Genomic DNA, 26872 nt, shown 5'->3' with positions numbered 1-26872 from the left:
CTACTCCCCGAGATAGGCCCGCATCAGCGCACCGTCGGCCTGCAATTCGGCCGCGCTGCCCTGGGCCACGATGCGGCCCGACTCCAGCACGTAGGCATGGTCGGCCAGCGACAGCGCCAGCCCGGCCATCTGGTCCACCAGCAGCAGCGTCATGCGCTCGTCGCGCAAGCGCGAGAGCGCGGCGAACAGGTCCTCGATGACCTTGGGCGCCAGGCCCAGTGAAGGCTCGTCGAGCAGCAGCACCCGGGGCTGCGCCATGAGGCCGCGCGCGATGGCCAGCATCTGCTGCTCGCCACCCGACAGCAGGCCGGCGCGCTGGTGCAGCCGTTCGCGCAGCCGCGGGAAGCGCTGCAGCATGTCTTCCACGCGCGCCTCGCGCCCCTCGGGCTTGAGGAACGCGCCCAGGCGCAGGTTGTCCAGCACGCTGAGCTCGGGGAACACCTGGCGCCCCTCGGGCACCAGCACCAGGCCCAGCGCCACGATCTGCTCGGCGCCCAGGCCGGCCAGTTCGCGGCCGTCCAGGTGGATGCCGCCCGCCACCGGCCGGTGCAGGCCGGCCAGCGAGCGCATCAGCGTGGACTTGCCGGCGCCGTTGGCACCCAGCAGCGCCGCCATCTGGCCGGCACGCACGCTGAGTGCCACGCCGTGCAGCACGGGTTCTGCGCCGTAACCGGTCTGCAACGCGCCGATGCCCAGCACCTCTTCGCTCGCGGCGGCTGCGGGCCGCGCCACCACGCCGCCCTGCAGTCCGGCCTCGCCCAGGTAGGCGCGCCGCACGGCCGGGTCGGCCCGCACCATGGCCGGCGTGCCGTCGGCCAGGCGCTGGCCGGCGTCGAGCACGACGATGCGGTCGGACAGGTCCATCACCAGCGCCATGTCATGTTCCACGATCACCACGCCGATGCCGCTGTCGGCGATCGCACGCAGCAGCGCGGCCAAGCGCGTCTTGTCTTCGCGCGAGAGGCCGGCGGCCGGCTCGTCGAGCAGCAGCACCTGCGGATCGGTGGCCAGCGCGCGGGCGATCTCCACGAGGCGCTTGTCCACGTGGGCGAGATCCGCCGCGGGCGTCTGCGGTGGCCCGCCATAGCCGCACTGCGCGAGCAGCGCCCGCGCCCGTTCGCGCAGCGCAGGCGCATGGAATCGCCGCGCCGCCAGCGGCGAGCCCAGGCGGCCGCGGCACAGGCCCAGCGCCACGTTGTCCTCCACGCTCAGGCTGCTGAACAGTTGCGAGGTCTGGTAGCTGCGCGCGATGCCGGCTTGGGCCAGCCGGTGGGCCGCGCGGCCCTGCAAGGCCTGGCCCTGCAGGCTGAAGCCGCCCGCGCTCGGCTGGTAGAAGCCGCTCAGCATGTTCAGCACCGTGGTCTTGCCGGCACCGTTGGGGCCGATCAGGCTGGTCACGCCGCCGGCCACGGTCTCGAAGCTCAGGTCGTGCACCGCGCGCACGCCGCCGAACTGGCGGCCCAGGCCCTGCACGCGCAGCACGCCGCGCGCGGCACCGCGCGCCAGCGGCTGCGCCGCCACCGGCGCCGCAGCCGCGGCGGGCTGGCGGCGCCAGCGCGCGAACAGCCCCGCCACGCCCAGCGGCGCGACCCAGAGCACGACCAGCAGCAGCACGCCGAAGAACAGCAGCCGCCAGTCCTCCAGCCCGGCCAGCACCTCGGGCAGCAGCCCCACCACCAGCGCGCCGATCAGCGGTCCGGCCACGGCCCCCGCCCCGCCCACCATGACCACCAGCACGAACAGGATGGACTGCAGCATGCCGAAGGTCTGCGGTGTGACGAAGCCCGACAGCGGCGCGAACAGCCCGCCGGCCAGCCCCGCCAGCGCGGCCGACAGCGCGAAGGCCACGGCCTTCACGCGCACCGGCGAGATCGCGACGGATTCGCTGGCCACCTCGCTGTCGCGCACCGCACGCAACGCCGCGCCCCAGGCGCTGCGGTCCAACCAGGCGTAGAGCAGCACCAGCAGCGCGCAGGCGACGACTGCCAGCGCAGCCACGCCGCGCTCGCCGGCGGGAAAGCCCCACACCGCCGGCGCGGCGATGCCCATGATGCCGTTCTGCCCGCCCGTCAGTCCGCGCCATTCCACGGCGCCGTGTTCGACGATGAAGCCGAAGGCGATCGTGACCATGGCCAGGTACGGCCCCTTCACGCGCAGCGCGGGAACCGCCAGCAGCAGGCCGACCGCGCCGGCCAGCAGCACGCCGATGGGCCAGGCCAGCCAGAACGAGAGGCCGGCCTTGCTCGTCAGCACCGCCACCGCATAGGCGCCGATGGCATAGAAGCCCACATGGCCGAACGACACCTGCCCGGCCAGGCCCAGCAGCACGTTCATGCCGATGCCCACGATGGCCAACAGCGCCACATTGGCGAGCACGTAGACGTAGTAGCCGTTCAGCGTGGCGGCCATCGTCAGGCCCGCGGCCAGCAGCACCAGCCAGGCGCCCCAGCCAAGCTTCGACACGGGAGACTTCATACCTTCTTCACCTCGGCACGGCCGAACAAGCCATCGGGCCGCAGCGCCAGCGCCACGATCACCAGCGAGAACATCATGATCTGCGTGTAGCCCGAGCCCAGCGTGGCCGTGACCAGCGCCTCGCCGGCGCCGAACACCAGGCCGGCCAGCATCACGCCCCAGGCGCTGCCGATGCCGCCCAGGATGGCGACCGCGAACGCCTTGAGCCCGAACAGCGTGCCCATGTCGGCATGCACGTTGAACAGCGGCGCCACCAGCGCGCCCGCCACACCCGCCAGCAGCGTGGACAGCGCGAAGGCCAGCAGCACCACGTGCTTGACCGGGATGCCCATGAGCCGCGCGGCATCGCGGTTCTGCTGCACGGCCAGCACGGCCACGCCCCAGCGCGTGCGGCGCGCCACGAAGTGCAGCACGCCAGCCAGCGCCAGGCCCACCACCGGGATCACGAGCTGCAGCGGGTAGACGCCCAGGGCGGTGTCGCCCAGCACCATCGGCGTCTGTGCCCAGGGCGACGGCAGGCTGCGCGGCTCCTTGCCGAAGCCGTGCATGACCAGGTTGTCCAGCACGATGCCCAGCGCCACGGTGGACATCAGCCAGGCATTGGAGCCGCGCCGCACGAAGGGCCGCACCGCCACCAGCTCGACCACCATGCCGTAGACCGCGCAAACGGCCAGCGCCACCGCCAGGGCCAGCGGCATGGGCCAGCCCATGGACTGCGAGAACACCCAGGTCAGCACCGCGCCCAGCATCATCGAGGAGCCCTGCGCGAAGTTGACCGTGCCCGACACCGCATAGGTGATGTGGAAGCCCAGCGCGATCAGGCCGTACATGGCGCCCAGGCCCAGGCCGCTGACCAGGGCGGAGATCAGCAGCATGGCACGCCCTTCCAGCGATCCCCCCTCACTGCGCGACCGGCAGGATGCGGTTGTCGACGAACTGCGCCCAGACGTAGTCGTTCTCGCTCACCGCGTCGTGCACCTCGGCCGTGAACGGCCGCTCGTAGGTCTTGATGAGGCCCTCGTAGCGCCCGATCTTGTAGAAGCCCTGGCGGATGGCGTCGCCCTGGGTGCTGCCGGCCTGGGCGATGGCCAGCGCGCTGAGCTGTACCGCGTCGTAGGCGTTGGCCACGCCGACCGCGGGCGTCACGTCGTCCGGCCCCTTGATGTCCGGGTACTTGGCCTTCAACGCCGCCAGCACCTTCTCGCCCACCGGCGTCTGCTTGCCGAAGAAGCTGTAGGTCTGCACGAAGTGCACGTTCTTGGCGTTGGGGCCGGCCAGCTCGGTGAAGCGCCCGCCCGCGGGGCCCCAGTGCGAGACCAGGGGCACCTTCCAACCCATGCGGTCCAGCGACTTGACGACCTGGGCCGAGGGGCCCACGTTGCCGACCAGGAACAGCGTGTCGGCCCCTGCCGCCTTGAGCTTGGTCAGCTGCGGCACCACGTCCACCGCGTTGCCGTCGAACTTCTCGATGCCCGCGGCCTTCATGTTCTTGGCGGCCAGCGCGGCCACCAGGCCCTTCTCGTTGGACTCGCCCCAGGGGTTGTCCACCAGGATCATGGCCGGCTTGGCCGATTGGAAGGTCTTCTGCGCGTACTGCAGCATGGCCTTGTTGACGATCTCGTCCACGGCCGACACACGGAACGCGAAGTTGGGGTTGGCGCCGTTCTTGGTGATCGGCGTGCCCGCGGCCCAGGGGCCCATGAACGGCACCTTCTCCTGGTTGGCGATCGGCACGATGGCCATGGACACCGGCGTGTCCAGCCCGCCGAACAGCACGGCCACCTTCTCCTTGTAGATCAGCTCGCGCGCGGCGACCACGCCCTTGGCCGGGTTGCCCTCGTCGTCGCGGCGCACGAGTTCGAGCTTGCGGCCGCCCAGCAGGCCGCCCTTGGCATTGATCTCGTCGATGGCCACGGCCATGCCGCGCGTGATGGCCTCGCCGGCGCGTGCCGACTGGCCCGACAGCGCGGTCACGAGACCGATCTTGATGGTCTCCTGGGCGAAGGCCTGGGAGCCGGACAGGGCGGCCAGCGCCGTCAGGGAAGTCACGGCCAGCGAGAGCAGGGAGCGGCGAAGCAAGGGCATGGGTTTCTCCGTCAGATGGACAAGGACGGACGCCTTTCGCAAGCTCCATGCCACTCCTGGCAGCAAACCCATCAGCACATTGACGCCAAAGCCAAAATCAGATTGTCGACAATTAGAGCCAAAGATAGGCACCATAATTGCTCGGCACTGTCCGGCGCAGCAGACGGCGCCACGCACCATGTCCTTGCACCAAAAGCATTCCTTCTCGCACCTTGACAGTGCAGGCCCACTGGCAGAGCGCGCGCTGCCGCACCACGGGCTGTTCGACTACCGCGCCATCACGCAGCGCAGCGACTACCACTGGCCCGGCGGGCGGCGCCTGGCCTGCTACATCGGCTTCAACCTGGAGCACTTCGCGTTCGGCGACGGCCTGGGTGCCTGCCTGGGGCCGGCCACGCCACACCCCGACGTGCTGAACTACGCCTGGCGCGAGTACGGCAACCGCGTGGGCGCCTGGCGCTGCCTGGAGCTGTTCGACCAACTGGGCTTGTCCACCGGCGCCATCCTCAACACCGCGCTGTACGACCACTGCCCCGAACTCGTGGCGGCCTGCGCCGCGCGCGGCGACGAACTGATCGCCCACGGCCACACCAATGCCGAGCGGCAGGCCGCCATGGACCCGGCCGCCGAGCGCCGGCTGCTGGCCGACTGCCGCGCCCGCATCGCGCGCGAGAGCGGCGTGCTGCCGCAGGGCTGGCTGTCGCCCTGGATCTCCGAGAGCCCGGCCACGCCGCACCTGCTGGCCGCCACCGGTTACGGCTACACGCTGAACTGGTGCCACGACGACCAGCCCGTGCGCATGGCCACGCAGGACGGGCCGCTGTGGTCCGTGCCCTACCCGCAGGAGCTCAACGACATCCCGATGATCATGGCGCGCCAGATGGACGCCAAGGACTTCGCGCAGATGGTCGTCGACAACTTCGACGAGATGCTGGAGCAGTCGCGCGCGCAGCCGCTGGTGATGGGCATCGCATTGCACCCGTACATCGTTGGCCAGCCCTACCGGCTGCGCCACCTGCGCCGCGCGCTGGAGCACATCGCAAGGGCGCGCGACGCCGGCGACATCTGGTGGACCACGCCCGGCGCCATCGCCGCCCACATGCAGGAGAACCATCCCCATGGCCACGCGTAGCCGCGCTGCCGCCCCGGCGACCCCGGCCGCCCCCGCCCCTGTCACCGGCCTCAACGAGGCCGAGAGCCGCATCTACCACGCCGTGTTCGAAAGCGTCATGAGCCAGCGCCTGGCGCCCGGCACCAAGCTGCCCGAGCAAGGCCTGTCGGACCTGTTCGGCGTGCACCGCGCCGTGGTGCGCAAGGTGCTGCAGCGCCTCGCGCACGACCGCATCGTCGACCTGCGGCCCAACCGCGGCGCCGTGGTGGCCGAGCCCACGGTGCAGGAGACGCGCCAGATCTTCGAGGCCAGGCGCTTGCTGGAGGCCGCCATCCTGCCGCTGGCGGCCGCCCGCATCACCAAGGCCGAACTGGCCGCGCTGCGCCGCCAGCTGCGCGAGGAGCACGCCACGCTGCACCAGCACAACCAGCCGGCCTGGGCGCGGCTGGCCAGCGCCTTCCACCAGCGGCTGGCCGAGATCGCCGGCAACGCCGTGCTGCAGCGCTACCTGCACGAGCTGATCTCGCGCTGCTCCCTGATCGTGGCGCTGTACGAGCCGCCCGGCAACGCCGCCTGCGAGCACGACGAGCATGCGCGCATCGTCGACCACCTCGAGAAGGGCGAGGTCGCCAAGGCGATCAAGCTCATGGACGAGCACCTGCTCGACCTGGAGCAGCGGCTGCACCTGGACCGCCCGCAGTCCGAAAAGTCGCTCGGGCAAATGCTCGGCCTGGGCTAGGAGCCAGCATGGACATCGATTTTTCCGCCATCACCGAGTACCAGCGCTACAAGCTCATGGCCAGCCTGATCGTGCCGCGCCCGATCGCGCTGATCACGACCCTGAACGACCAGGGCGTGGTCAACGCCGCGCCGTTCAGCATGTTCAACATGCTGGGCGAGGAGCCGCCGATCGTGATGGTCAGCATCAACCGGCTGCAGGACGGCGAGCTCAAGCACACGGCGCAGAACATCGTGGCGAACAAGGAGTTCGTGGTCCACATCGCCGACGAGGCCATGGCGCAGCAGATGCACCGCTGCGGCGAGCGCTTCGCGGCGGACGTGAGCGAGCTGGCGGCCGTGGGATTGACCGCCGCGCCCTGCCAGCGCGTCAAGCCGCCGCGCATCGTGGAGGCGCCCGTGGCCTTCGAGTGCACGCTGCACGAACTGCTGGAGACGGCCAGCCGGCAGATCTTCATCGGCCAGGTGCGGTGGCTGCATGCGCGCGAAGGGCTGATCGACACCGGCACATGGCGCGTACGATTGCAGGATTACTTCCCGGTCGCGCGCTTCGGTGCCAGCTTCTACGTGAACACGCGCGAGCGGTTTTCGCTGGAGGGCAGCGCCAGCGCGCCGGCCACCACGACACCGATCGATGAAATCTGAATCCGACGACCCAGAAGGCGTGCGCTTGGCCAAGCGCGTGGCCGAACTCAGCGGCTACTCGCGCCGCGAGGCCGAACTGCTGATCGACAACGGCGTGGTGCGCGTGGACGGCACCGTCGCCACCACGCCGCAGATGCGCGTGCGCCCCGATCAGCGCGTGGAGATCGAAAAGAACGCCACGCCGCAGCCGGTGCCGCCGATCACACTGGTGCTGCACAAGGCGGCCGGCGTGCGCCTGGACCTGGCCGCTCCGCTGGCCGGCGCGCGCCGCAGCGACCTGGACCGCTCCGGCCTCGTGCCGCTGCCACGCCATCTGGTGGACCTGCGCTGCGTCGCCCCGCTGGGGCAGGCCGACAGCGGCCTGGTGGTGTTCACGCAGGTGCACGGGATCGAGCGCAAGCTGGTCGAGGACGCCGGCATCCTGGAACACGAGTTGCAGGTGGAAGTGCAGGGCGAGGTCACGCCCGAGGCGTTGCAAGGCATGCGCCCCGCGCGCGTGAGCATCGGCTCTCAGCGCGAAGGCCGCACCGTGCTGCGCGTTGCCATCAAGGGCCCGCAACCGGGCCAGGTCAGCGCCACGTGTGCGCGTGCCGGCCTCAAGGTGCTTGGCGTGCGCCGCATCCGCCTGGGCCGCGTGCCGCTGGCCGGCATGGCACCCGGCGAATGGCGCTACCTGCATCCAGACGAGCGCTTCTGACGCCCCGGGGCGGAGCGCCCTGCATGAGAAAGTGTGAAGCCCGCCGATACGCCGGATTCTGTGCACCGGGGTCGCCCCCGGTGTGACCGCCATTCCTCTGGGCCGTCTGTCGCCAGACGGCTCGGTGCTACCTACCCGCCAGCTCCGCGGAGCCACATCATCACTGGCCTATTTGGTATTGCTGCGCGTAGAGATTGCCCGTTTCACCCCCGGTGGTCTGCCTTGCGGCACTCCCCCGGGACTCGTCTCTGTTGCTCTGATCCTCACCTCGCGGTGGAGAGCCGTTAGCTCCTACGCTGCCCTGTGCAGTCCGGACGTTCCTCCAGTGCGGCCTTTCGGCCCGACGCAAGCGTCGTCTTTTCAGATTGCACCAGCGGCGGCCTGGCGGGCTTCACGGCGCGCATTATCGCAGTGCGCCAGAATGCCCTCTTTGCCCACCCACCGGGAGACGCCATGAAAGCCGCCAACGTCCTGCACACCATCGGCAACACGCCGCACATCCGCATCAACCGCCTGTTCGGCGGCCAGGCCCAGGTCTGGGTCAAATCCGAGCGCAGCAACCCGGGCGGCTCGATCAAGGACCGCATCGCGCTGTCCATGGTCGAGGACGCCGAGAAGTCCGGCCAGTTGCAGCCTGGCGGCACCATCGTCGAGCCGACCTCGGGCAACACCGGCGTGGGCCTGGCCATGGTGGCGGCCGTCAAGGGCTACAAGCTGGTCCTCGTGATGCCCGATTCCATGTCGGTCGAACGCCGCCGGTTGATGCTGGCCTACGGCGCCAGCTTCGAGCTCACGCCACGCGAGAAGGGCATGAAGGGCTCGATCGCGCGCGCCCAGGAGATCGTGGCCAGCACGCCCGGCGCCTGGATGCCGCAGCAGTTCGAGAACCCGGCCAATGTGGAGGTGCACGTGCGCACCACGGCGCAGGAGATCCTGGCGGACTTCCCCGACGGCCTGGATGTGCTGATCACAGGCGTGGGCACGGGCGGCCACCTGTCCGGCTGCGCGCGCGTGCTGAAGGAAAAGTGGCCGCAACTCAAGGTCTTCGCGGTCGAGCCCGTGGCCTCGCCCGTGATCTCGGGCGGCGCCCCCTCGCCGCACCCGATCCAGGGCATCGGGGCAGGCTTCATCCCCAAGAATCTGGACACCGCCCTGCTCGACGGCGTGATCCAGGTCGACGCCGAGCCCGCGCGCGAGATGGCGCGCCGCTGCGCGCGCGAGGAGGGCCTCCTGGTCGGCATCTCCTCGGGTGCCACGCTGGCCGCCATCGCGCAGAAGCTGCCGGAGCTGCCGGCCGGCAGCCGCGTGCTCGGCTTCAACTACGACACGGGCGAGCGCTACCTGTCGATCGAAGGCTTCCTGCCGGCATGACCTCCCCGCGCACGCTGGCCATCGCGCAGCCGGCGGCCGCCAGGCTGTCGCCCGCGCAGAAGAAGTTCAACAGCGTGGTCAAGCGCATCGCCGAGCAGCGCGCGCTGCTGGCACAGAGGGAGGAGGCGGTGTCTCTGTTCCGCGAGCAAGACGGCGCCCAAAGCGATGCCATGGCGCGCGAGATGGCGCGCGATCTGTTCGGCATGGACATCGCCCATGCCAACGAGCGGCTGCTTGGTCTGCTGCAGCTGCAACTGGAGGCCGAGCAGATCGACCCAGGCCAGCTCGCCAACCTCGGCGCAGAGCGCCTCAAACACGACAACCATGTGCTGGCTGAGCAACCGGACGAACTGCGCCACCAGATCGCGCAACTCACCCTGGACACGCACCATCTGCGCCAGCAACTGCCGCTGCTGGACGATCTGCCAACGCTCAAGCGCGGGCTCGAGGAACAGCGTGCCGCGGTGCGCGCACGGCAGGAAGAGGAAGACCTGCTGAGCCTGTTGGGGCGCTGAGTGGCGATGGCGGATCTCGTCACCACGGCCGACCGCGGCCAGCCGCCCCAGCTGGCCGAATTCCACCGCCTGACCGACGCCATCGCCGCGCAGCGCGCCGTGCTGCAGCGCTGGCAGCAGGCCAGTGCGGACTTCCACCGGCAGCAGGCCCAGGCCCTGGCGCCGCTGCTGGCCAGCCAGCGCGCGATCGACCTGGACCTGCTGCGCCTGCTGGACCAGGCCGCCCATGCCGGCGACCTGGGCCGCACCGACCTGCAGATCCTGCATGCGCTGGTGCGCGACCTCGCGGCCAGCCTGCTGCGCCAGGGCGAGGAGCCCGAGCTGCGCGCGATCTTCGCGCGCCACCAGGACGGCACGGACGCCGAAGCGCCCGAAGCCGAGGAGCCAACCGACGCAGCGGCACCTGCCCCGGCGCCGGCGGACGACGACTGGATGGCCCAGTGGGAGCGCATGGAAGCCGCGCAATCCGATGCCGCCCAGCAGCGCGCACGCCAGCGCGCCCAGCACAAGGCCGCCAGCCGGCGCCGGCGCATGGCCGCGCCGGAGCCCGAGGACGCCAGCCAGACCATCCGCGCCGTGTTCCGCAAGCTCGCCAGCGCGCTGCACCCGGACCGCGAGCCCGACGATGGTGAGCGCGCAAGCAAGACCGCGCTGATGCAGCGTGTCAACGTGGCCTACAGCGCACGCAATCTGCTGGACCTGCTGCAGCTGCAGTTGGAGATCGAGCAGATCGACTTGCACAGCATCGCCGCCATGGGCGAGGTGGCGCTGGCCCGCCACAACCGCGTGCTGGCCGAGCAGCTGGACGAGCTGCGCCAGGAGACCTCGGATACCGAGCGCGGCTTTCGCACGCTGCTGGGCCTGGGCCATGGCGCCGAGCCCACGCCGGTGCGCATCGCGCGCGCAATCCGCGAGCAGAGCCGCGCGCTGCAGCAGAACATCGCCTACTACCGCTGGGAACTCGACGAGCTGCAGGATCCGCGCTTCTTCAAGCAGTGGCTGCGCGAGCAGCGCGCATGAGCCTCAGCGCAACAGCGTGCGCCGCGCAAACCGCACGACCGTGACGCCGGCGCGGGCCTGCCGCGTCGAGGGCATGACCAGCACGCAGTCGTCGTAGGGCGTCGCCACCGGTTCGCCGTCGTTGTCGCCGATCACGGTGCCCCGCCTTCGCGATCATTTCCAGCTCGGTGAAGGCCTCGGTGAAGCGAAAGCGCGCGGTGCGCGCGCATTCCGTATCATCCGCGAGCCTCAAAAGCCTGCCCGATCACCACGGGCCACCACCATGCCCCTGCGCATTTCCGAGATCAAGCTGCCGCTGGACCACGATGCCGCGGCCCTGGCCGACGCCATCGCCCACAAGCTGGACCTGCCCTCCACCGCCCTCGCCAGCCACACGGTGTTCAAGCGCAGCTTCGACGCGCGCAAGGCCGCGCTGCTGCGCGTGTACATCGTCGACGTGACGCTGGTCGACGGACAGGACGAGGCCGCCGTGCTGGAGCGCTTCGCCGGCGATCCGCACGTTGGCGCCGCGCCCGACATGGCCTGGCACCCGCCCGTGCGGCTGGCGCAGCCGCCCCTGCTCCGCCCCGTGGTCGTGGGTTTCGGGCCCTGCGGCATCTTCGTGGCGCTGGCGCTGGCGCAGATGGGCCTGGCGCCCATCGTGCTGGAGCGCGGCAAGGCCGTGCGCGAACGCACGCAGGACACCTGGGACCTGTGGCGCCAGCGCGAGCTGCACCCCGAGTCCAACGTGCAGTTCGGCGAAGGCGGCGCCGGCACCTTCTCCGACGGCAAGCTCTACAGCCAGATCAAGGACCCGCGCTTTCTGGGCCGCAAGGTGCTGGAAGAGTTCGTCAAGGCCGGCGCACCCGAGGAGATCCTGTGGGAGGCGCACCCGCACATCGGCACCTTCCGGCTCGTGAAGATGGTGGAGAACATGCGCGCGGACATCATCGCGCTGGGTGGCGAGATCCGCTTTCAGCACAAGGTGGTGGACCTTGCGGTGCAGGACAGCCCCGATGGCCGCCATTTGCGCGGCCTGGTGGTGCTGAACCAGGCCAGCGGCGCCACCTACGAACAGCGCGCCGACCACGTGGTCATGGCGCTGGGCCACAGTGCGCGCGACAGCTTCGAGATGCTGCACGCGCGCGGCGCACCCATGGAGGCCAAGCCCTTCTCGATCGGTTTCCGCGCCGAGCACCCGCAGAGCCTGGTGGACCGGGCGCGCTGGGGCAAGCACGCCGGCCACCCCGACCTGGGCGCGGCGGAGTACCGGCTCGTGCACCACGCAAGCAATGGCCGCTCCGTCTACAGCTTCTGCATGTGCCCGGGCGGCACGGTGGTCGCGGCCACGAGCGAGCCCGGCCGCGTGGTCACGAATGGCATGAGCCAGTACTCGCGCGCGGAGCGCAACGCGAACTCGGGCATCGTGGTCGGCATCACGCCGGCCGACTTCCCGACCGAGTACCGGTACCTGGACGTGCCGGCATCGGCCCAGGGCAAGCCGCACCCGCTGGCCGGCATCGAGCTGCAACGCCGGCTGGAGTCGGCCGCGTTCGTGCTGGGCGGCAGCGACTACAGCGCACCGGGCCAGCTGATGGGCGACTTCCTGGCCGGCAAGCCGTCCACGCAGTTCGGCGAGGTCCAGTCCAGCTACAAGCCCGGCGTGCACCTGACCGACCTGTCCGGCGTGCTGCCCGACTACGCCATCGTCGCGATGCGCGAGGCCTTCCCGGCCTTCGCGCGCAAGATTCCCGGCTACGACCTGCCCGATGCCGTGCTGACCGGCGTGGAGACACGCACCTCGGCCCCCGTGCGCATCGAGCGCGACCCTGCCACGCTGCAGTGCGTGGGCCTGGCAGGCCTGTACCCGGCCGGCGAAGGCGCAGGCTACGCGGGCGGCATCCTGTCGGCCGGCGTGGACGGGCTCAAGGTGGCCGAGGCCGTGGCCCGCGCGCTGGCACCCGCATGAGCGCAGCGCCGGGCCGCCCCAGGCACGCTCGCTCCCGCTCGGCGGGACAGGCCGCAGGCCGAAGGGTGCACCAGTGAACCAGGGCGCGCCGCGCGGCGCCGACGGCCGGTTCCGCAACACCGAGGCCTTCGAATCCCGCGGCCTGGCCGATGTGCTGCGCTGGCAATGGCAGGCCCGGCGCGAGCAGCAGGCACCCGTGCAGCCCACGCCCACGCAGGCGGTGGACCTGGACTTCCTCGCACGCAACCGCGGCGGCGCCGTCGCACCGGCCGTGACCTGGCTGGGCCATGCCACCGTGCTCGCGCAGTTCGGCGGCGTGAACCTGCTGACCGACCCGCATTGCAGCCACCGCGCCTCGCCGTTCACGTTCAGCGGCCCGCAGCGCGCGCAGCCGCCGGCCATCGCGCCCGCGCAGATGCCGCCCATCGACCTCGTGCTGGTCTCGCACAACCACTACGACCACCTGGATGTCGCCACCGTGCAGGCGCTCGCGCGCCAGGCCGGCGGCCCGCCGCTGTTCGTGGTGCCGCTGGGCCTGAAGACCTGGTTCGCGCGGCGCGGCATCGCCGAGGTGGTGGAACTGGACTGGTGGCAGACCGAACGCCTGCGCGGCGTGGAGCTCACGCTGACGCCGGTGCGCCACTGGTCCTCGCGCACGCTGGGCGACCGCATGGCCACGCTGTGGGGCGGCTTCGCCGTGCTGGCGCCCGACATGCACCTGTACTTCGGCGGCGACACGGGCTACTCGCCCAGCAACTTCCTCGACACGCGCGCGCATTTCGCCGAACGCCAGAGCGCCGCGCGCGGCGGCGGCTTCGACCTCGCGCTGCTGCCCATCGGCGCCTACGAGCCGCGCTGGTTCATGGCGCCGCAGCATGTGAACCCCGAGGAGTCCGTGCGCATCCACCAGGAGCTCGGCGCCAAGCGCTCGCTGGGCATCCACTGGGGCACCTTCAAGCTGACCAACGAACCGCTGGACGAGCCGCCGCGCAAGCTGGCCGAGATGCTCCGCGCCGCGGGCCTGACGGCTGCGGACTTCTGCGTGACCGCCATCGGCGAAACCCTGCGGCTTGCGCCGCGCACTCCCCTGCCAACACCATGATCCACACCGACCTGCACAGCTACGAACCGCGCGGAGGCCACGGCCTGCCGCACGACCCCTTCAACGCCATCGTCGGCCCGCGGCCCATCGGCTGGGTGTCCACCCGCGGCGCAGGCGGCCAGGTGAACCTCGCGCCCTACAGCTTCTTCAACGCGTTCAACTACGTGCCGCCCATCGTGGGCTTCGCCAGCATCGGCCGCAAGGACTCGCTGAACCACATCGAGGAAACCGGCGAGTTCGTCTGGAACCTGGCCACGCGGCCGCTGGCCGAGCAGATGAACGCCAGTTGCGCCGCCGTGCCGCCCGACGTGAACGAATTCGAACTGGCGGGACTGACACCAGTGGCTTCGCAGCGCGTGGTCCCGCCGCGCGTGGGGGAAAGCCCCGTCGCGTTCGAATGCAAGCTGTCGCAGCTGATCCGCTTGCAGGACGCCGACGGCCAGTCTGTGGACACCTGGCTGGTGCTCGGCGAGGTGGTGCAGATCCACATCGCCCGGTCATTGCTCGTCAACGGCATCTACGACACGGCCGCCGGCCAGCCCATCCTGCGCGGCGGCGGCCCGGCCGACTACTTCGCGCTGGGTGAAAAATTCCTGATGCGCCGGCCACGCTGAAACCCGCACGCCCAAACGACAAGAGCCGCCCGAGGGCGGCTCTTGTCATCGTGCAACGAAGCTCAGACTTCGCCGCCCAGCTGCTGGCCGTGGCGCACGGCGTAGACGGCTTCGGCACGCACGGCGTCGCGCGTCAGGTTGCTCTTGGCGCTGGCCACGGCACCGGTGTCGGCACCTTCGCCGAACTCAGGCAGCGTGCCGTTGCGCTCGGCTTGCAGGTAGTCGGCACGCACGGCTTCGCGGGTCAGGCTGCTCTTCGCAGAGCTCACCTGGGGCACGTAGCCGACTTCACCGCTGATGTTGTCGCCAGCGAAGCTGGGGGCTGCTGCAAAACCGGCGGCGGCGATCAGGGCGGAGGCAATGAACTTGTTCATGATGGATTCCTTTCGGTGGATGGATGCGACTTCTCATTCGGCGAGGCCAGACCCCATGTCTGCCGCGTCTCGATGAGTCGTCTTGTGTGCGTCTCATCGATGGGTTGAATTGTGGAAGTCGCGGCTCGAAAGAAAAACCAGGCGTTGAGCAATGGATCGTTTCTGCGAGAGAAACAAACGCCCGTAAAAAGCCGCCCGAAGGCGGCTCCCTTGCCAGCGCGCGGCGCGCTTACTGCGCGTTCTGCAGGGCGGCGATGCGCTGTTCGATCGGCGGGTGCGTCGAGAACAGCTGGCCGATGCCACCGGCGATGCCGAAGGCGGCCACGCTCTTGGGTAGCTCGGCCGTGTGCAGGCCGCCCAGGCGGGCCAGCGCGTTGATCATGGGCTGCTTGCGGCCCATCAGTTGCGCGGCGCCGGCGTCGGCACGGAACTCGCGCTGGCGCGAGAACCAGGCCACGATGATGGCGGCGGCGAAACCCAGCACGATGTCCAGCACGATGGTCGTGACCCAGTAGCCGATGCCAGGGCCCGAGTTCTCGCTGTCGCCCTTGCGCAGGAAGCTGTCCACCGCATAGCCGATCACACGCGACAGGAACACCACGAAGGTGTTCATGACGCCCTGGATCAGCGTCATGGTGACCATGTCGCCGTTGGCGATGTGCGCGACCTCGTGGCCGATCACGGCCTCGACCTCTTCGCGCGTCATGTTCTGCAGGAGGCCAGAGGACACCGCGACCAGGGCCGAGTTCTTGAACGCACCCGTGGCGAAAGCGTTCGGGTCGCCCGGGAAGATGCCGACCTCGGGCATGCCGATGCCGGCCTTGTCGGCGAACTTGCGCACCGTCTCGACGATCCAGCGCTCGTCGGCCGAGCCCGTGCCGTCGATGACCTGCACGCCCGAACTCCACTTGGCCACGGGCTTGCTGATCAGCAGCGAGATGATCGCGCCGCCGAAGCCCATGATCAGCGCGAAGCCGAGCAGCGCGCCCAGGTTCAGGCCGTTGGCCGTGAGGTAGCGGTTGACGCCGAGCAGGCTGGCGACGACGCCCAGCACCACCACGACGGCGAGGTTGGTGAGGACAAACAAGACGATGCGTTTCATGGATTCTCCGGGGGGCCCTCTGTTCATGTGGCTACGTTTGCGCACATGGGGGCAGTGTGCACAAGCTCAAGCCGCAGCCTGCAATGTCCTTTGTTGTGGTGTGTCTGAACGGCCGGCGCGGCGAAAAACAAACGGATCATCATAGAAGGATTCGTGTGCGTTCCCTGCGCACCAGCCCGGCACGCCAAGCACCGGCAGTGGCGCGAACGGCTTCGCGGCCCACGCGCGCGCATCGATGGCAGCGGCCAGCCAGCGGTCGATGTTCGCTATCGAATCAAGAGCATGCGGAGCCGCCAGCACATGGGCGGTGAGCGGCTTGCGCGGGTGTTGCAGTTGCTCCAGCAGGCCATGGCCGAAGACCAGCAGGCGGGCGCTCCGCCACTGCCCGCGGCGCGTGACGAAGAGGCCACGCCAGTCGCGCGCACGCAGCGCATCCCACATGCCGCGTGGGGCCAACAGCAAGGCGCCGTTCTCGTCGAACAGCGTCATCGCATCGCGCAGCGGGCCGCGCCGCGGGCCGGCGCCCAGCCGCGCGATCTCGGCCGCGTGCAGGGCATTGAGCCGCCATTTGCTGCGCGGAAAGTGCAGCCATGACAAGCCGTTGAACAGGTCGTGCAGGTTCTCGCGCGTGGGACAGACACGCTGCCCGTGCAGCAGGGCTTCGTACCCCCGGCCCGGCGGCAGCGGCTGCTGCGGCACGAAGCGTGGTTGTTCTGCGCCGGCGACGGCGTTGAGTGCCGCATACAGCGGCCGGCCGCCGTCCAGGGCCTGCCCCAACGCACGGCCTTGCGTGGCATAGGGCTGCAGCCAGGGCCGCGACCAGTCGGGGCTCACGCCGGGCCGGGTGCCCAGCGCAGCTTGCGCGGCTGCGCCTGCGGCGTGAGCTCCACGCCGGGCACATGCTTCTTGAGGAACTTGGACATCACGGCCTGGCGGCCCAGCAGCTTGGCCTCGCGCAGGCGCTTGGCAACCTCGCCGAAATCGACCTCCTGGCCTTCGACCACGCCCGGCAGTTCGCGCAGCAGGGCCTGCACACGCTCGCTGAGTTCGGCCTCCCTGGCGGCAGCGGCGGCGGCACGCGCAGAAACCGGTGCCGGTGCCGGTGCCGGTGCTGGTGCCGGTGCCGGTGCCGGTGCTGGTGCCGGTTCGGGTGCCGGCGGCGCGACCGGTGCCGGTGCAGGGGCGGCTTCGACCCCGGCCTTGGCCGTGGTCTTGCGCGCCGGCGTCTTGCGGGCGGCCGTCTTGCGGGCCGGTGCCGGTGCCGGTGCCGGCGCCGGCGCCGGGGCGGCAACCGCCACCACGCTGGCTGCGGCACTGCGCCGCGCACCGAGCAGCACCACCTCGTCGTAGAAGCCGTGCACCTCGGGCGACATCTTGTTGGCCTGCGAGAAGCACACGGTGCGCACGCCGCGCTCGCGCAGGCGCAGCACCAGCGGCGCGAAGTCGGCGTCGCCCGTGCCGATGGCCACCACGCCGGGCGCGTACCGGGCACACAGGTCCATGGCGTCCACGGCCAGGGCCATGTCGGTGGTGTTCTTGGCCAGCGGCAGGTTCACGCACAGGTGGAACGCGAACTCGCGCAGCACGCCGGCCAGGCCCTTGAGGTTCTCGGCGCTGCCGTAGGCGCGGCGGATGGCGACGGGGCCGGCCAGCTGGGTCAGGTGCCGCAGCGCCTGGGCCACCATCTCGGGGGCCGACAGGTTGTCGGCGTCGATCAGCAGGGCGACCGGGCCGGGCGGGACGACGGCGCTCACGCGACCACCTTCCAGGGCAGCACCTCGCCGGCCCGCAGCGGCTTGAGGTTGGCCTCGCCGTAGACATAGCTGTCGGGCACGGTCCATTCCTCGCGCCGCAGGGTCACGGTGCCCTGGTTGCGCGGCAGGCCGTAGAAGTCGGCACCGTGGAAGCTTGCGAAGCCTTCCAGCTTGTCAAGCGCGCCGGCCTTGTCGAAGGCCTCGGCGTACATCTCCAGCGCGGCATGGCCGGTGTAGCAGCCCGCGCAGCCCGTGGCGTGCTCCTTCAGCTGCGCGGCGTGCGGCGCGCTGTCGGTGCCCAGGAAGAACTTGTTGCTGCCGCTGGTGGCAGCCTCGACCAGCGCCACGCGGTGCGTCTCGCGCTTGAGCACGGGCAGGCAGTAGTAATGCGGCCGGATGCCGCCCGTGAAGATGGCGTTGCGGTTGTAGAGCAGGTGGTGGGCCGTGATGGTGGCGGCCGTGTGCGCGCCGGCGCTGCCCACGTACTGCGCGGCCTCGCGCGTCGTGATGTGTTCCATCACGATCTTCAGTTCGGGGAAGTCGCGGCGCAGCGGGATCAGCTGCTGGTCGATGAAGGCAGCCTCGCGGTCGAACAGGTCCACCGTCTGGTCGGTCACCTCGCCGTGCACGAGCAGGCGCATGCCTTCACGCTGCATGGCCTCGAGCACGGGGTAGACCGTGCGCAGGCCGGTCACGCCGGAATCGCTGTTGGTGGTGGCGCCAGCCGGGTACAGCTTGGCGGCCACGATGCCGGCCGCGCGGGCGCGGCGGATCTCATCGGGCGCGATCTGGTCCGTGAGGTACAGCGTCATGAGCGGCTCGAAGGCCACGCCCTGCGGCACGGCCGCGAGGATGCGGTCGCGGTAGGCCAGCGCCTGCTCGGTCGTGGTGACGGGCGGGCGCAGGTTGGGCATCACGATGGCGCGCGCGAACTGCGCGGCGCTGTGCGGCACCAGGGTGCGCAGCACCTCGCCGTCGCGCAGATGCAGGTGCCAGTCGTCGGGGCGGGTCAGCGTCAGGGTGTCGGTGGTTGCGTGCATGGGGGCGGATTCTCCCATCGCCGCCCGCACGGAATGTGCTGTATCCATAGAATCGATCATCGATATCCACCACAACTCCATCGCACGCACCATGTCGGAACACCGATGCGGCACGCTGGTGCGGCAACACATCCGATGGCAACACGCAAGCAAGCGGCCCCTTCGCCCGTCGAACAGGCGGAGGCCAGGCCTGCCGACCCCCTGTTCAACCAGTCGCTGGAAAAAGGCCTGGCAGTGCTGCGCGCCTTCGACGCCTCGCACCGCACGCTGACGCTGGCCGAACTGGCCGAGCTGACCGGCATGACCAAGGGCTCGGCCCAGCGCACCGTGCACACGCTGCAGGTGCTGGGCTACGTGGGCAAGCACCCGCGCGCGCGGCGCTTCCAGCTGCTGCCGCGGGCCATGGAGATCGGCGCCAACTACCTGGTGGGCCATCCGCTGGTGCAGGTCTCGCATCCCTACCTGGCGCAGCTGACCCATGCCAGCGGCGAGACCGCCAACGTGACCGAGCCCGTGGGCCAGGACATGCTGTACCTCGCGCAGCTGACCACCTCCAAGCACATCCCGGTGTTCACGCCCGTGGGCATGCGCATCCCGATGTACTGCAGCAGCTGCGGCCGGGCCTATCTGAGCATGCTGCCCGACGACGAGGTGCGCCAGATCCTGGAGGCCTCGCCGCGCGCCGCGCGCACGCAGCACACGCTGACCGATGTGGACGCCATCCTCGAGCAGGTGCGCCAGTGCCGCCAGGTCGGCTACGCGACCAACTGCGAGGAGCTGTTCCTGGGCGACATGGGCCTGGCCGCGCCGCTGGTGGACCGCCAGGGCCAGCCGGTCGGCGCGCTGCACCTGTCGCCGCCGACCAGCCGCTGGACCCTGGAAGAGGCGCGCAAGAAGCTCGCGCCCATGCTGATCGAGAGCGCGCGGGCGATCTCCAGCACGATCGCGTTCTGAGCGCCCCTCAGACCACCGAGGCGCCCCCGGCCGCGCCGGGCCGGTGCGCGAAGCGGTCGTCCGGCGCTGCCGTCACGATGGAGTCGAATGCCGGATCGGCCGGTTGCAGCCGGGCGATGTCCGGCCGCGGGCGGCGCAGCGTGGGGCGGCTTGCGAACGCGCCCTCCATCGCTTTCGCGACCGACAGCAGCCGCAGGTCGCCGCGGAACGCACCGACCACCTGCAGACCGAACGGCATGCCCTTCTCGTCCACGCCGCAGGGCAGCGTGATGGACGGGTGCGTGGTCAGCGTGGTCAGGTAGGTCAGCGCGAGCCAGCGGTAGTAGTTCTCCTGCGGCCGGCCGTCGATCTCGGCCGCGTAGGGCTGCGTCCACGGAAACGGCGAGACCGGCGTGGTTGGCGCCAGCACCAGGTCGTGGTCCTGGTAGACGCGCTGGAAGCGCTGGATGATGCGGGTCTGCTCGGTCTGCGCCCAGGCCGCGTCGCGCAAGCTCATGCGCACGCCCATCTCGTAGTTGGCACGCGGGTTGGGCCCCAGGCTGGCGGGGTCGCGCTCGTAGGTCTCGCGCATGCCGGCCACGAAGGCTTCCGCGCGCAGCACGTCGAAGCAGCGGTGCACGTCGCCCAGGTCGTCGAAACGCACCTCGTCGCAGGCGGCGAACAGGCCGCGCATCTCGGCCATGCGCGCGCGCATCGCGCGGCGCACCACGGGGTCGACATCGCAGCAGCCGAAGTCTTCCGTCCAGGCCACGCGCAGGCGCGACAGGTCCAGCGCCGCGGGCTGCAGGAAGGCCAGCGGATCCAACGGGTGGCTCAGCGGATCACCGGCATGCGGCCCGGCGGACGCGGCCAGCTGCAGGCAGGCGTCGCCCACGTCGCGGCCCATCGGGCCGACCACCGAGATCGGCGAGAAGCCCAGCGGCTTGCGCACGCTGGGCACCACGCCCGGCGACGGCCGAAAGCCCACCACGCCGCACTTGGCCGCGGGGATGCGCAGCGAGCCACCGGTGTCCGAACCGGTGCACACCGGCAGCAGGTCCAGCGCCAGCGCGGCGGCCGAGCCGCCGGACGAGCCGCCCGCATTGAGGTTGGGGTCGAACGGGTTGCCGGTGGCGCCCCAGACCGGGTTGCGGCTGTTGGCGCCGGCGCCCATTTCGGGCACGTTGGTCTTCCCGACCACGATGGCGCCAGCCGCTCGCAGCCGGCGCACCAGCTCGATGTCGGCCGCCGGCACGTGGTTGCGCAGGCTGGGCGTGCCGGCCGTGGACAGCAGGCCCTCCGTCGGCTCCAGGTCCTTCACGCCCAGCGGCAGGCCGTGCAGCAGGCCCAGCGGCTCGCCGCGCAGCACGGCCTGTTCGGCGGCGCGTGCCTCGGCGCGCGCACGTTCGTAGCAGGTGGCCGTGACAGCGTTGACGAAGGGGTTGAGCTGCTCGATGCGCGCGATGCAGGCTTCCAGCAGTTCGACGGGCGAGAGTTGGCGTGCCCCGATCAGGCGGCGCAGTTCGACGGCAGAGGTTTCGACGAGCATGGTGTCAATCGGGTCGGATGTCGGCACGTTGAGCCACCGCACGCATCAGCGGCAGCTCCTTCTCGATCAGAGTCACCGATGCAGCGGAGCCTGAGAACAGCGGCTCGGCACCGTTGGCGCGCAACTGGGCCGCGACGGCCGGCACCGCGACGATGCGGGCCAGTGCGCTTTCGAGCTTCTGGCGCACGGAAGCCGGCGTGCCCTTGGGCGCGACGAGCATGATCCAGGTGTCCGCATCGACATCGGCGTAACCGGCCTCTGCGAAGGTGGGCACGTCGGGCAGCTGTGAGGACCGCTTGGCCGTGGTCACGGCGATGGCCTTGACCTTGCCGGCCTTGAGCTGCGGCAGCGCGGCCGTGACCGTGTCCACCGAGAACGGCACCTGGCCACCGATCAGGTCGGTCATGGCCGGCGCGCTGCCTTTGTAGGGCACGTGCAGGATCCTGGCACCCACCGCGCGCAGCACGATCTCGCCCGTGAAGTGCGAGGTCGAGCCCGAGCCGAACGAGGCGTAGGCGTACTTGTCGGGCGTGGCACGCAGCGCCGCCACGAACTCCTTGACGTTGTTGGCGGGCACGCTGGTGTTGGCCAGCACGATGAGCGGAATGCGCGCGACCACGGCGATGGGGTCGAAGCTCTTGACCGCGTCGTAGGGCAGGTTCGTGCGAATCGCCGGGTTGGCCGTGAAGGTGGAGCCCGAGCTGATCAACAGCGTGTGGCCGTCTGGCTGCGCCTTGGCCACGAGGCCGGCGGCGATGGCCGTGCCGGCGCCGGGACGGTTGTCGATGATGACGGGCTGGCCCAGCGCCTCGGACAGTTGCTGGCCCATGAGCCGGCCCACGGTGTCGGCGCTGCCGCCGGGCGGGAACGGCACGACCAGCGTGATGGGTTTGCTGGGGTAGGTGCCCTCGGCCAGGACCGGCAGCGCGGCCAGGGCCGTGGCCAGGCCGGCAACGGCCAGGGCCAGGCGGCGAAAGACAGGGGCGAAGTGCATGGGTCAGACCTTGGGTGAGGAAGTGACTGCATCGTAGGAACGCCTCAGCAGTGCAGCAAGCACAATGATGTGAAAGCTTCATTGCCCATGTCGCAACGCACAGACAAGGCCAGCACCATGCCTCCCACCACCACCCGCCGCCCGCGCGCGCGCCGCGGCCTGAACCAGCGCGTCCTGCAGGAGGTGGCGCTGCGCCACTTCCTGGAGGTCGCGCGGGCCGGCTCGGTCACCGAAGCCGCGGCCCGGCTGGAGGTGGCGCCCTCGGCCGTCAGCCGCCAGATCGGCCGACTCGAACAGGAGCTGGACACGCTGCTGTTCGAACGCCGCGCGCGCGGCATGGTGCTCAACAGCGCCGGCGAGCTGCTGGCCGCGCACGCCCGCCGGGCCTGGCTGGACATCGAGCGCGTGGCCGACGACATCCTGGGCCTGCGCGGCCTGCGCCAGGGCGAGGTGCGCATCGTCGCCACCGAGGGCTTCGCCTACGAGTTCCTGCCGCGCCTGGTGGCCGAATTCCAGCAGCGCAACCCGGGCATCCGCTTCACGCTGGACATGTCGGTGCAGAGCGAGGTGAGCCGGCGCGTGCGCGAGGGACTGGCGGATCTGGGCGTCACGGTGTCGCTGCGCTCGGAGCGTGGCATCGACGTGGTGCTGCGGCATCCGGCGCCCATCCTGGCCGTCGTCGCCGCCGGCCATGCGCTGGCGGCGCGGCGGCATCTGGCACTGGCGCAGCTGGTGGCGCATCCGCTGGCACTGCCGGCGGCCAGTTCCACGTTGCGCCAGCTGCTGGACATCAGCGCCAGCCGCCAGGGCCTGGCGCTGGACGCGACGGTCACCAGCGACCACCTGTACCCGCTGATCCAGTACGTGGCCCACACCCAGGCCGTGACCTTCTGCGGCGAACTGGCGCTGCGCCAACAGCTGCAGGCCGGCAGCATCGCCGCCGTACCGCTGCGCGACCGCGAGATGAACGAGCGCTACTTCGAGGTGCAGGCCATGGCCGGGCGGCACCTGCCGGATGCAGCACGGGCCTTCGTCGAACACCTGCGCGAGGCGCTGACGCTCGCCCCCTGAGCAGCGCAGCGTTGCGGTGACGGCAACGCAGGCTTGCCCGCGGCCGTCTTGGTGCGCACTGCGCCAGACGACACAATGGGCGACCCCTTCCTGCAAGCACCACTCCACCATGCCCACGTCCCTGGCACCGCCTCCCGCCCAGCCCCCGCGCCACACGCGCGCCGAACCGGTACGCCTTGGTGCGCGGCTGGCGTCCGCCGCGGCCGGGGACTTGCCAGCATGACGGCCAGCGTCCTGGTTCTGGGCGCCGGCATGGTCGGCACCTGCACCGCCATCCACCTGGCCATGCGCGGCCATAGCGTGGTGCTGGCCGACCGGCGCGCGCCTGGCGAGGAAACCTCGTATGGCAACGCCGGCCTGATCCAGCAGGAGGCGGTCGAGCCCTATGCCTTTCCGCGCGAGGCGGCCAAGCTGTTGCGCGTGGCCTTCAAGCGCGGCATCGACGTGAACTACCACGCCACGGCGCTGCCCGGCCTGGCCGGCCCGCTGGGACGTTACTGGCAGGCCTCCGGGCCGGCGCAGTACCCGGCCATCGCGCAGGCCTACAGCCGGCTCATCGCCAAGGCCATCCCGGAACACGCGCCGCTGATCGCCGCGGCCGGTGCCGAGGACCTGGTGCAGCGCACCGGCTACCGCTGGGTGTTCCGCGAGCCGGCCACCATGGACGAGGCCCTGGCCCGCGCCCGGCGCCTGCAAGCGGACTACGGCGTGCAGCATCTCGCCATGGACGCCGCGGCCCTGTCCGCCGCAGAGCCGGCGCTGAAGGCACGGCTGGCCGGCGCCATCCACTGGACCGCGCCTTGGGCCGTCGCCGACCCGGGCGCCTTGGTGGCGCGCTACGCGGAGCACTTCGTGCGCCTGGGCGGGCGCATCGTGCAGGCCGACGCCAGCACGCTGCGCGCCAGCGGTGCGGGCTGGTCGCTGCAATCGGCCGAAGGCACGCTGTCGGCCCAGCATGCGGTGCTGGCCCTCGGCCCCTGGGCCGACACCGTGCTGCGCCCGCTGGGCTACCGCTTGCCGCTGTTCGTCAAGCGCGGCTACCACCGCCATTACGCCGGCGGGCCGGCCCCCACCATGCCCTGGCTGGACGCCGACCGTGGCCTGGTGGTCGCGCCGATGCGGCGCGGCGTGCGCGTGACCACGGGCGCGGAATTCGCGCCGCGCGACGCTGCGTCCACGCCGCGCCAGATGGCTGGCGCAGAAGCCGCGGCGCGGGAGTTGCTGGACCTGCCGCAGCCGGTGGAAGAACACCCCTGGCGCGGCGCCCGCCCCTGCACGGGCGACATGCTGCCCGTGGTCGGCCCGGCGCCCCGTCACCGCGGCCTGTGGTTCAACTTCGGCCACGCGCACCAGGGCTTCACGCTGGGGCCGGCGAGCGGGCGGCTGCTGGCCGAACTGATCGACGGCGAGGCGCCGTTCGTCGAGCCGGCGCCCTACGCGCCGGCGCGCTTTGGCGACGCGTGACGATTGCGCGCAGCCGGCGGCGAAGCCGTCTGATGGACCGAAGGCTCAGGCCGCGCGGCGCTGCAGAAGCGATCGCATGGCGCTGGCGACGTTCTTTGGTTGCGTCAGCGTCGGCAGGGCGGCGGCGACGCCGCGGCTCAGGAGCTGCCGGACCTGCCGTATCCGGTGGAAGAACACCTGGCGCGGCGCCCGCAGCCTGCACGGGCGACATACTGGCCGCGGTCGACCGGCGCCGCGCCGCCGCGGCCTGTGCCAGCCAGTCGGCGTAGGCGCCAGCCGCCTTGATGGCAGGCGCCCAGCTCCGGATTTCGCTGGCGAGGAAGTGGCGATGGCCCTCGGCGCTCAGCCGCTCGTCCGTCACCGGCTGCATGCCGGCCTCGACAAGTTGCCGACGATAAGCCGGACTTCTCGCGACAGTGACCAGATCTGTTCGGCCCCGGAGACCATCGCCTGGCTGCGTTCCCATGATGTCCGCTCGCAACGCACCTGCAGCGTCTGCACCGGCGCGTTTTGCTGGCTGCCGCCGCCTGCCCGACGGCCAGAAGGTGACCACCCACTGGCGCTCGGCGCAATTGCTGCAGCGGCGGTATCCCGCGATCGAGGTGAGCGACGGGCTCCTCTTCTGCGAGAGCGGCAAGTACTGGACGACAGCGGGTGTCAGTGCAGGCATCGACCTGGCGCTCACGCTCGTCGAGCGGGACTGCGGCACCCACGTCGCCCAGAAGGTGGCACGCCGCTTGGTGCTGTACCTGCGTCGCGGCGGCCACTGGCGGCGTCAGGCGCCATGTCGCGCAAACAGATCCAGCGTGCGGTCGCGGCCTGAGCCGTCGCGCCAGCCGCACGCGTCAGCCCGCGCGCTCCAGCATCGCCAGCAGCAGCACGTTGGCCCCGGCTTCGATGTGCTCGGGCAGCGCGTCCTCGATCTCGTTGTGGCTGATGCCGTCCTTGCACGGCACGAAGACCATGCCGGTGGGCGCGACCTGCGCCACGTAGACGGCGTCGTGCCCTGCGCCGCTGACCACGTCCATGTGCGGCAGGCCCAGCTGCGCGGCCGCGCCGCGCACGCTGGCCACGCAGTCCGCGTCGAAATGGCAGGCGTCGAACTGGACGACCTGGCGCAGGTCCACCGCCACGCGCGTGGCGCCGGCGATCTGCACCAGCTGCGTGCGCAACGCAGCCTCCATGCGGTCCAGGCCCTCGTCGGTCAGGTTGCGCAGGTCGACAGAGAAGCGCACCTCGCCCGGGATCACGTTGCGTGAATTGGGCAGCACCTGCAGGTGCCCGACCGTGCCGCGGCCATGCGGCGCCTCGCCCAGCGCGATGCGGTTCACGGCCTCGACCATGCGTGCCGCGCCGAGCATGGCGTCGCGCCGCAGCGCCATGGGCGTGGGGCCGGCGTGGGCGTCCATGCCGGTCACGGTCACGTCGAACCAGCGCTGGCCGAGCGCGCCGCTGACCACGCCGATTGGCAGGCCCGCATCCTCGAGCACCGGCCCCTGCTCGATGTGGGCCTCGAAGTAGGCCGCGTAGCCGCCACCGGGCACCTCGCCGCAGGGCTGCGCGCCCAGGTAGCCGATGCGGCGCAACTCGTCGCCGACCGACAGGCCTGCACCATCGACCTGCGCGCGCACGAAATCGGGCGCGAACACGCCCGCGAATGCACCTGAACCCATCATGACCGGCGTGAAGCGCGTGCCTTCCTCGTTGGTCCAGACCACCACCTCGAGCGGCGCGCGCGTGGCGATGCCGTGGTCGTTCAGCGTGCGCATGACCTCCAACCCGGCCAGCACGCCGAAGTTGCCGTCGAACTTGCCGCCCGAAGGCTGGGTGTCGATGTGGCTGCCCGTGGCCACGGCGCGGGCCTGCGGGTCGGTGCCAGGGCGGCGCGCAAACATGTTGCCGACCTCGTCCACGCGCACGTCCAGCCCGGCCGCGCGGCACCAGGCCGCCACCTGGTCGCGGCCGGCCCTGTCCTCGTCGGTCAGAGCGATGCGGCAGACGCCGCCCTTGGGTGTGGCACCGATGCGGGCCAGGTCCATCAGCGAGCGCCACAGGCGCGCACCGTCGATGCGCAAGCGTTGGGTGCCGACGGCTGCGGCGTAAGGGGTGAGAACGGACGGATCCATGTTGCGTGCTCCAAGTGGGATTGAACGCCAGGGAAAGGCGTGAATTGGCCAACTGGCCGATCGAAGCAATAAACGAACCATCCATCGATGCAATCAATAGAAGTGGACTGTCTTTCGATCTACAAAAGAACTTATCCAGAACAT

24 protein-coding genes, 1 other RNA gene and 1 pseudogene are annotated in these 26872 nt (G+C 70.7%); 13 read left to right on the top strand and 13 right to left on the bottom strand.

Annotation, left to right across the window (positions count from 1 at the left end; genetic code table 11):
• From ASF45_RS13720 to ASF45_RS13710, 3 genes are read right to left on the bottom strand one after another with little or no spacing between them, the layout of a single operon-like run.
• Positions 1-2475 (bottom strand): branched-chain amino acid ABC transporter ATP-binding protein/permease, encoded by a 2475-nt coding sequence (locus ASF45_RS13720; RefSeq protein WP_056662962.1) that lies wholly within the window; start codon positions 2473-2475, stop codon positions 1-3.
• On the bottom strand, positions 2472-3350 hold the full coding sequence (locus tag ASF45_RS13715; protein WP_056662959.1) for a branched-chain amino acid ABC transporter permease: 879 nt from the start codon (positions 3348-3350) through the stop codon (positions 2472-2474). Before ASF45_RS13715 ends, ASF45_RS13720 begins: the two co-directional genes overlap by 4 nt.
• Positions 3351-3375: 25 nt before the next feature.
• Complete coding sequence (locus tag ASF45_RS13710; RefSeq protein WP_056662956.1) at positions 3376-4560, bottom strand: ABC transporter substrate-binding protein; 1185 nt, start codon at positions 4558-4560, stop codon at positions 3376-3378.
• A gap of 178 nt (positions 4561-4738) precedes the next feature.
• Between ASF45_RS13710 and ASF45_RS13705 the strand changes: the two genes are divergently transcribed.
• From ASF45_RS13705 to ASF45_RS13690, 4 genes are read left to right on the top strand one after another with little or no spacing between them, the layout of a single operon-like run.
• Entirely contained in the window at positions 4739-5692 is a 954-nt protein-coding gene (locus tag ASF45_RS13705; protein WP_235580907.1) for a polysaccharide deacetylase family protein, read from the top strand.
• Positions 5679-6410 (top strand): GntR family transcriptional regulator, encoded by a 732-nt coding sequence (locus ASF45_RS13700; protein ID WP_056662953.1) that lies wholly within the window; start codon positions 5679-5681, stop codon positions 6408-6410. The genes ASF45_RS13705 and ASF45_RS13700 overlap by 14 nt, the downstream gene beginning before the upstream one ends.
• An 8-nt stretch (positions 6411-6418) precedes the next feature.
• The gene (locus tag ASF45_RS13695) at positions 6419-7054 is read left to right on the top strand and encodes a flavin reductase family protein (protein ID WP_056662949.1); all 636 of its coding nucleotides are present in this window, start codon (positions 6419-6421) and stop codon (positions 7052-7054) included.
• Positions 7044-7751, top strand: a complete 708-nt coding sequence (locus ASF45_RS13690; protein WP_056662946.1) for an RNA pseudouridine synthase — start codon at positions 7044-7046, stop codon at positions 7749-7751. Before ASF45_RS13695 ends, ASF45_RS13690 begins: the two co-directional genes overlap by 11 nt.
• A 31-nt stretch (positions 7752-7782) precedes the next feature.
• On the opposite strand, the gene rnpB is transcribed toward ASF45_RS13690, so the two are convergent.
• Positions 7783-8144, bottom strand: an RNA gene (rnpB, locus tag ASF45_RS14225) — RNase P RNA component class A.
• A 60-nt stretch (positions 8145-8204) separates the two neighbouring features.
• On the opposite strand from rnpB, the gene cysK reads away from it, so the two are divergent.
• Genes cysK through ASF45_RS13675 form a run of 3 tightly spaced genes read left to right on the top strand, consistent with a single transcriptional unit; the run spans position 8205 to position 10657 of the window.
• A complete protein-coding gene (gene cysK / locus ASF45_RS13685; RefSeq protein ID WP_056662943.1) occupies positions 8205-9122 on the top strand; it encodes a cysteine synthase A in 918 nt (305 codons plus the stop codon).
• The gene (locus ASF45_RS13680) at positions 9119-9637 is read left to right on the top strand and encodes a hypothetical protein (RefSeq protein ID WP_056662940.1); all 519 of its coding nucleotides are present in this window, start codon (positions 9119-9121) and stop codon (positions 9635-9637) included. The genes cysK and ASF45_RS13680 overlap by 4 nt, the downstream gene beginning before the upstream one ends.
• Positions 9638-9643: 6 nt before the next feature.
• Positions 9644-10657 carry a J domain-containing protein gene (locus ASF45_RS13675; RefSeq protein ID WP_056662937.1) on the top strand — a complete coding sequence of 338 codons (1014 nt, stop codon included), beginning with the start codon at positions 9644-9646 and terminating at the stop codon, positions 10655-10657.
• A 3-nt stretch (positions 10658-10660) separates the two neighbouring features.
• On the opposite strand, the pseudogene ASF45_RS34500 reads toward ASF45_RS13675, so the two are convergent.
• Positions 10661-10862, bottom strand: a pseudogene (locus tag ASF45_RS34500) (succinylglutamate desuccinylase); the annotation flags it as partial.
• Positions 10863-10919: 57 nt separating this feature from the next.
• Here ASF45_RS34500 and ASF45_RS13670 point away from each other — a divergent pair.
• The 3 genes from ASF45_RS13670 to ASF45_RS13660 all read left to right on the top strand — a co-directional run bounded on the left by ASF45_RS13670 (position 10920) and on the right by ASF45_RS13660 (position 14321).
• The gene (locus ASF45_RS13670; RefSeq protein WP_056662933.1) at positions 10920-12605 is read left to right on the top strand and encodes an NAD(P)/FAD-dependent oxidoreductase; all 1686 of its coding nucleotides are present in this window, start codon (positions 10920-10922) and stop codon (positions 12603-12605) included.
• A gap of 73 nt (positions 12606-12678) precedes the next feature.
• Complete coding sequence (locus ASF45_RS13665; RefSeq protein WP_056662929.1) at positions 12679-13707, top strand: MBL fold metallo-hydrolase; 1029 nt, start codon at positions 12679-12681, stop codon at positions 13705-13707.
• Positions 13704-14321, top strand: coding sequence for a flavin reductase family protein (locus ASF45_RS13660; RefSeq protein WP_056662926.1), 618 nt, complete (start codon positions 13704-13706; stop codon positions 14319-14321). Before ASF45_RS13665 ends, ASF45_RS13660 begins: the two co-directional genes overlap by 4 nt.
• Before the next feature lie 62 nt (positions 14322-14383).
• On the opposite strand, the gene ASF45_RS13655 is transcribed toward ASF45_RS13660, so the two are convergent.
• From ASF45_RS13655 to pyrC, 5 genes are all read right to left on the bottom strand, one after another.
• Positions 14384-14695 (bottom strand): DUF4148 domain-containing protein, encoded by a 312-nt coding sequence (locus ASF45_RS13655; protein ID WP_056662919.1) that lies wholly within the window; start codon positions 14693-14695, stop codon positions 14384-14386.
• Positions 14696-14924: 229 nt separating this feature from the next.
• Positions 14925-15797, bottom strand: a complete 873-nt coding sequence (gene htpX / locus ASF45_RS13650) for a protease HtpX (RefSeq protein WP_056662915.1) — start codon at positions 15795-15797, stop codon at positions 14925-14927.
• 66 nt (positions 15798-15863) lie between these two features.
• A complete protein-coding gene (locus ASF45_RS13645) occupies positions 15864-16574 on the bottom strand; it encodes a DUF3025 domain-containing protein (protein ID WP_235580906.1) in 711 nt (236 codons plus the stop codon).
• Positions 16575-16627: 53 nt separating this feature from the next.
• Positions 16628-17551: an NYN domain-containing protein gene (locus ASF45_RS13640; RefSeq protein WP_056662909.1), complete on the bottom strand. Its 924-nt coding sequence runs from the start codon at positions 17549-17551 to the stop codon at positions 16628-16630.
• The gene (gene pyrC / locus ASF45_RS13635; protein ID WP_056662901.1) at positions 17548-18591 is read right to left on the bottom strand and encodes a dihydroorotase; all 1044 of its coding nucleotides are present in this window, start codon (positions 18589-18591) and stop codon (positions 17548-17550) included. Before pyrC ends, ASF45_RS13640 begins: the two co-directional genes overlap by 4 nt.
• A 135-nt stretch (positions 18592-18726) precedes the next feature.
• Between pyrC and ASF45_RS13630 the strand changes: the two genes are divergently transcribed.
• On the top strand, positions 18727-19545 hold the full coding sequence (locus ASF45_RS13630) for an IclR family transcriptional regulator (protein ID WP_056662898.1): 819 nt from the start codon (positions 18727-18729) through the stop codon (positions 19543-19545).
• A 7-nt stretch (positions 19546-19552) separates the two neighbouring features.
• On the opposite strand, the gene ASF45_RS13625 is transcribed toward ASF45_RS13630, so the two are convergent.
• Both ASF45_RS13625 and ASF45_RS13620 read right to left on the bottom strand, forming a co-directional pair.
• Entirely contained in the window at positions 19553-21073 is a 1521-nt protein-coding gene (locus ASF45_RS13625; protein ID WP_056662895.1) for an amidase, read from the bottom strand.
• 4 nt (positions 21074-21077) lie between these two features.
• Positions 21078-22067, bottom strand: a complete 990-nt coding sequence (locus tag ASF45_RS13620) for a tripartite tricarboxylate transporter substrate binding protein (RefSeq protein ID WP_056662892.1) — start codon at positions 22065-22067, stop codon at positions 21078-21080.
• A 117-nt stretch (positions 22068-22184) separates the two neighbouring features.
• On the opposite strand from ASF45_RS13620, the gene ASF45_RS13615 reads away from it, so the two are divergent.
• Together ASF45_RS13615 and ASF45_RS13610 are read left to right on the top strand one after the other, a co-directional pair.
• Positions 22185-23138, top strand: a complete 954-nt coding sequence (locus tag ASF45_RS13615; RefSeq protein ID WP_056663338.1) for a LysR family transcriptional regulator — start codon at positions 22185-22187, stop codon at positions 23136-23138.
• 219 nt (positions 23139-23357) lie between these two features.
• A complete protein-coding gene (locus tag ASF45_RS13610) occupies positions 23358-24602 on the top strand; it encodes an FAD-binding oxidoreductase (protein WP_056662889.1) in 1245 nt (414 codons plus the stop codon).
• Positions 24603-25447: 845 nt separating this feature from the next.
• Here ASF45_RS13610 and ASF45_RS13605 read toward each other — a convergent pair.
• Positions 25448-26728: a Zn-dependent hydrolase gene (locus ASF45_RS13605; RefSeq protein WP_082550993.1), complete on the bottom strand. Its 1281-nt coding sequence runs from the start codon at positions 26726-26728 to the stop codon at positions 25448-25450.
• Positions 26729-26872: the final 144 nt, after the last annotated feature.

The sequence above is a fragment of the Pseudorhodoferax sp. Leaf265 genome (assembly GCF_001422365.1).
GTDB lineage: Bacteria > Pseudomonadota > Gammaproteobacteria > Burkholderiales > Burkholderiaceae_C > Pseudorhodoferax.
Note: the sequence above shows the minus strand (reverse complement) of the source record. Positions and strands in the feature narration are given on the sequence as shown.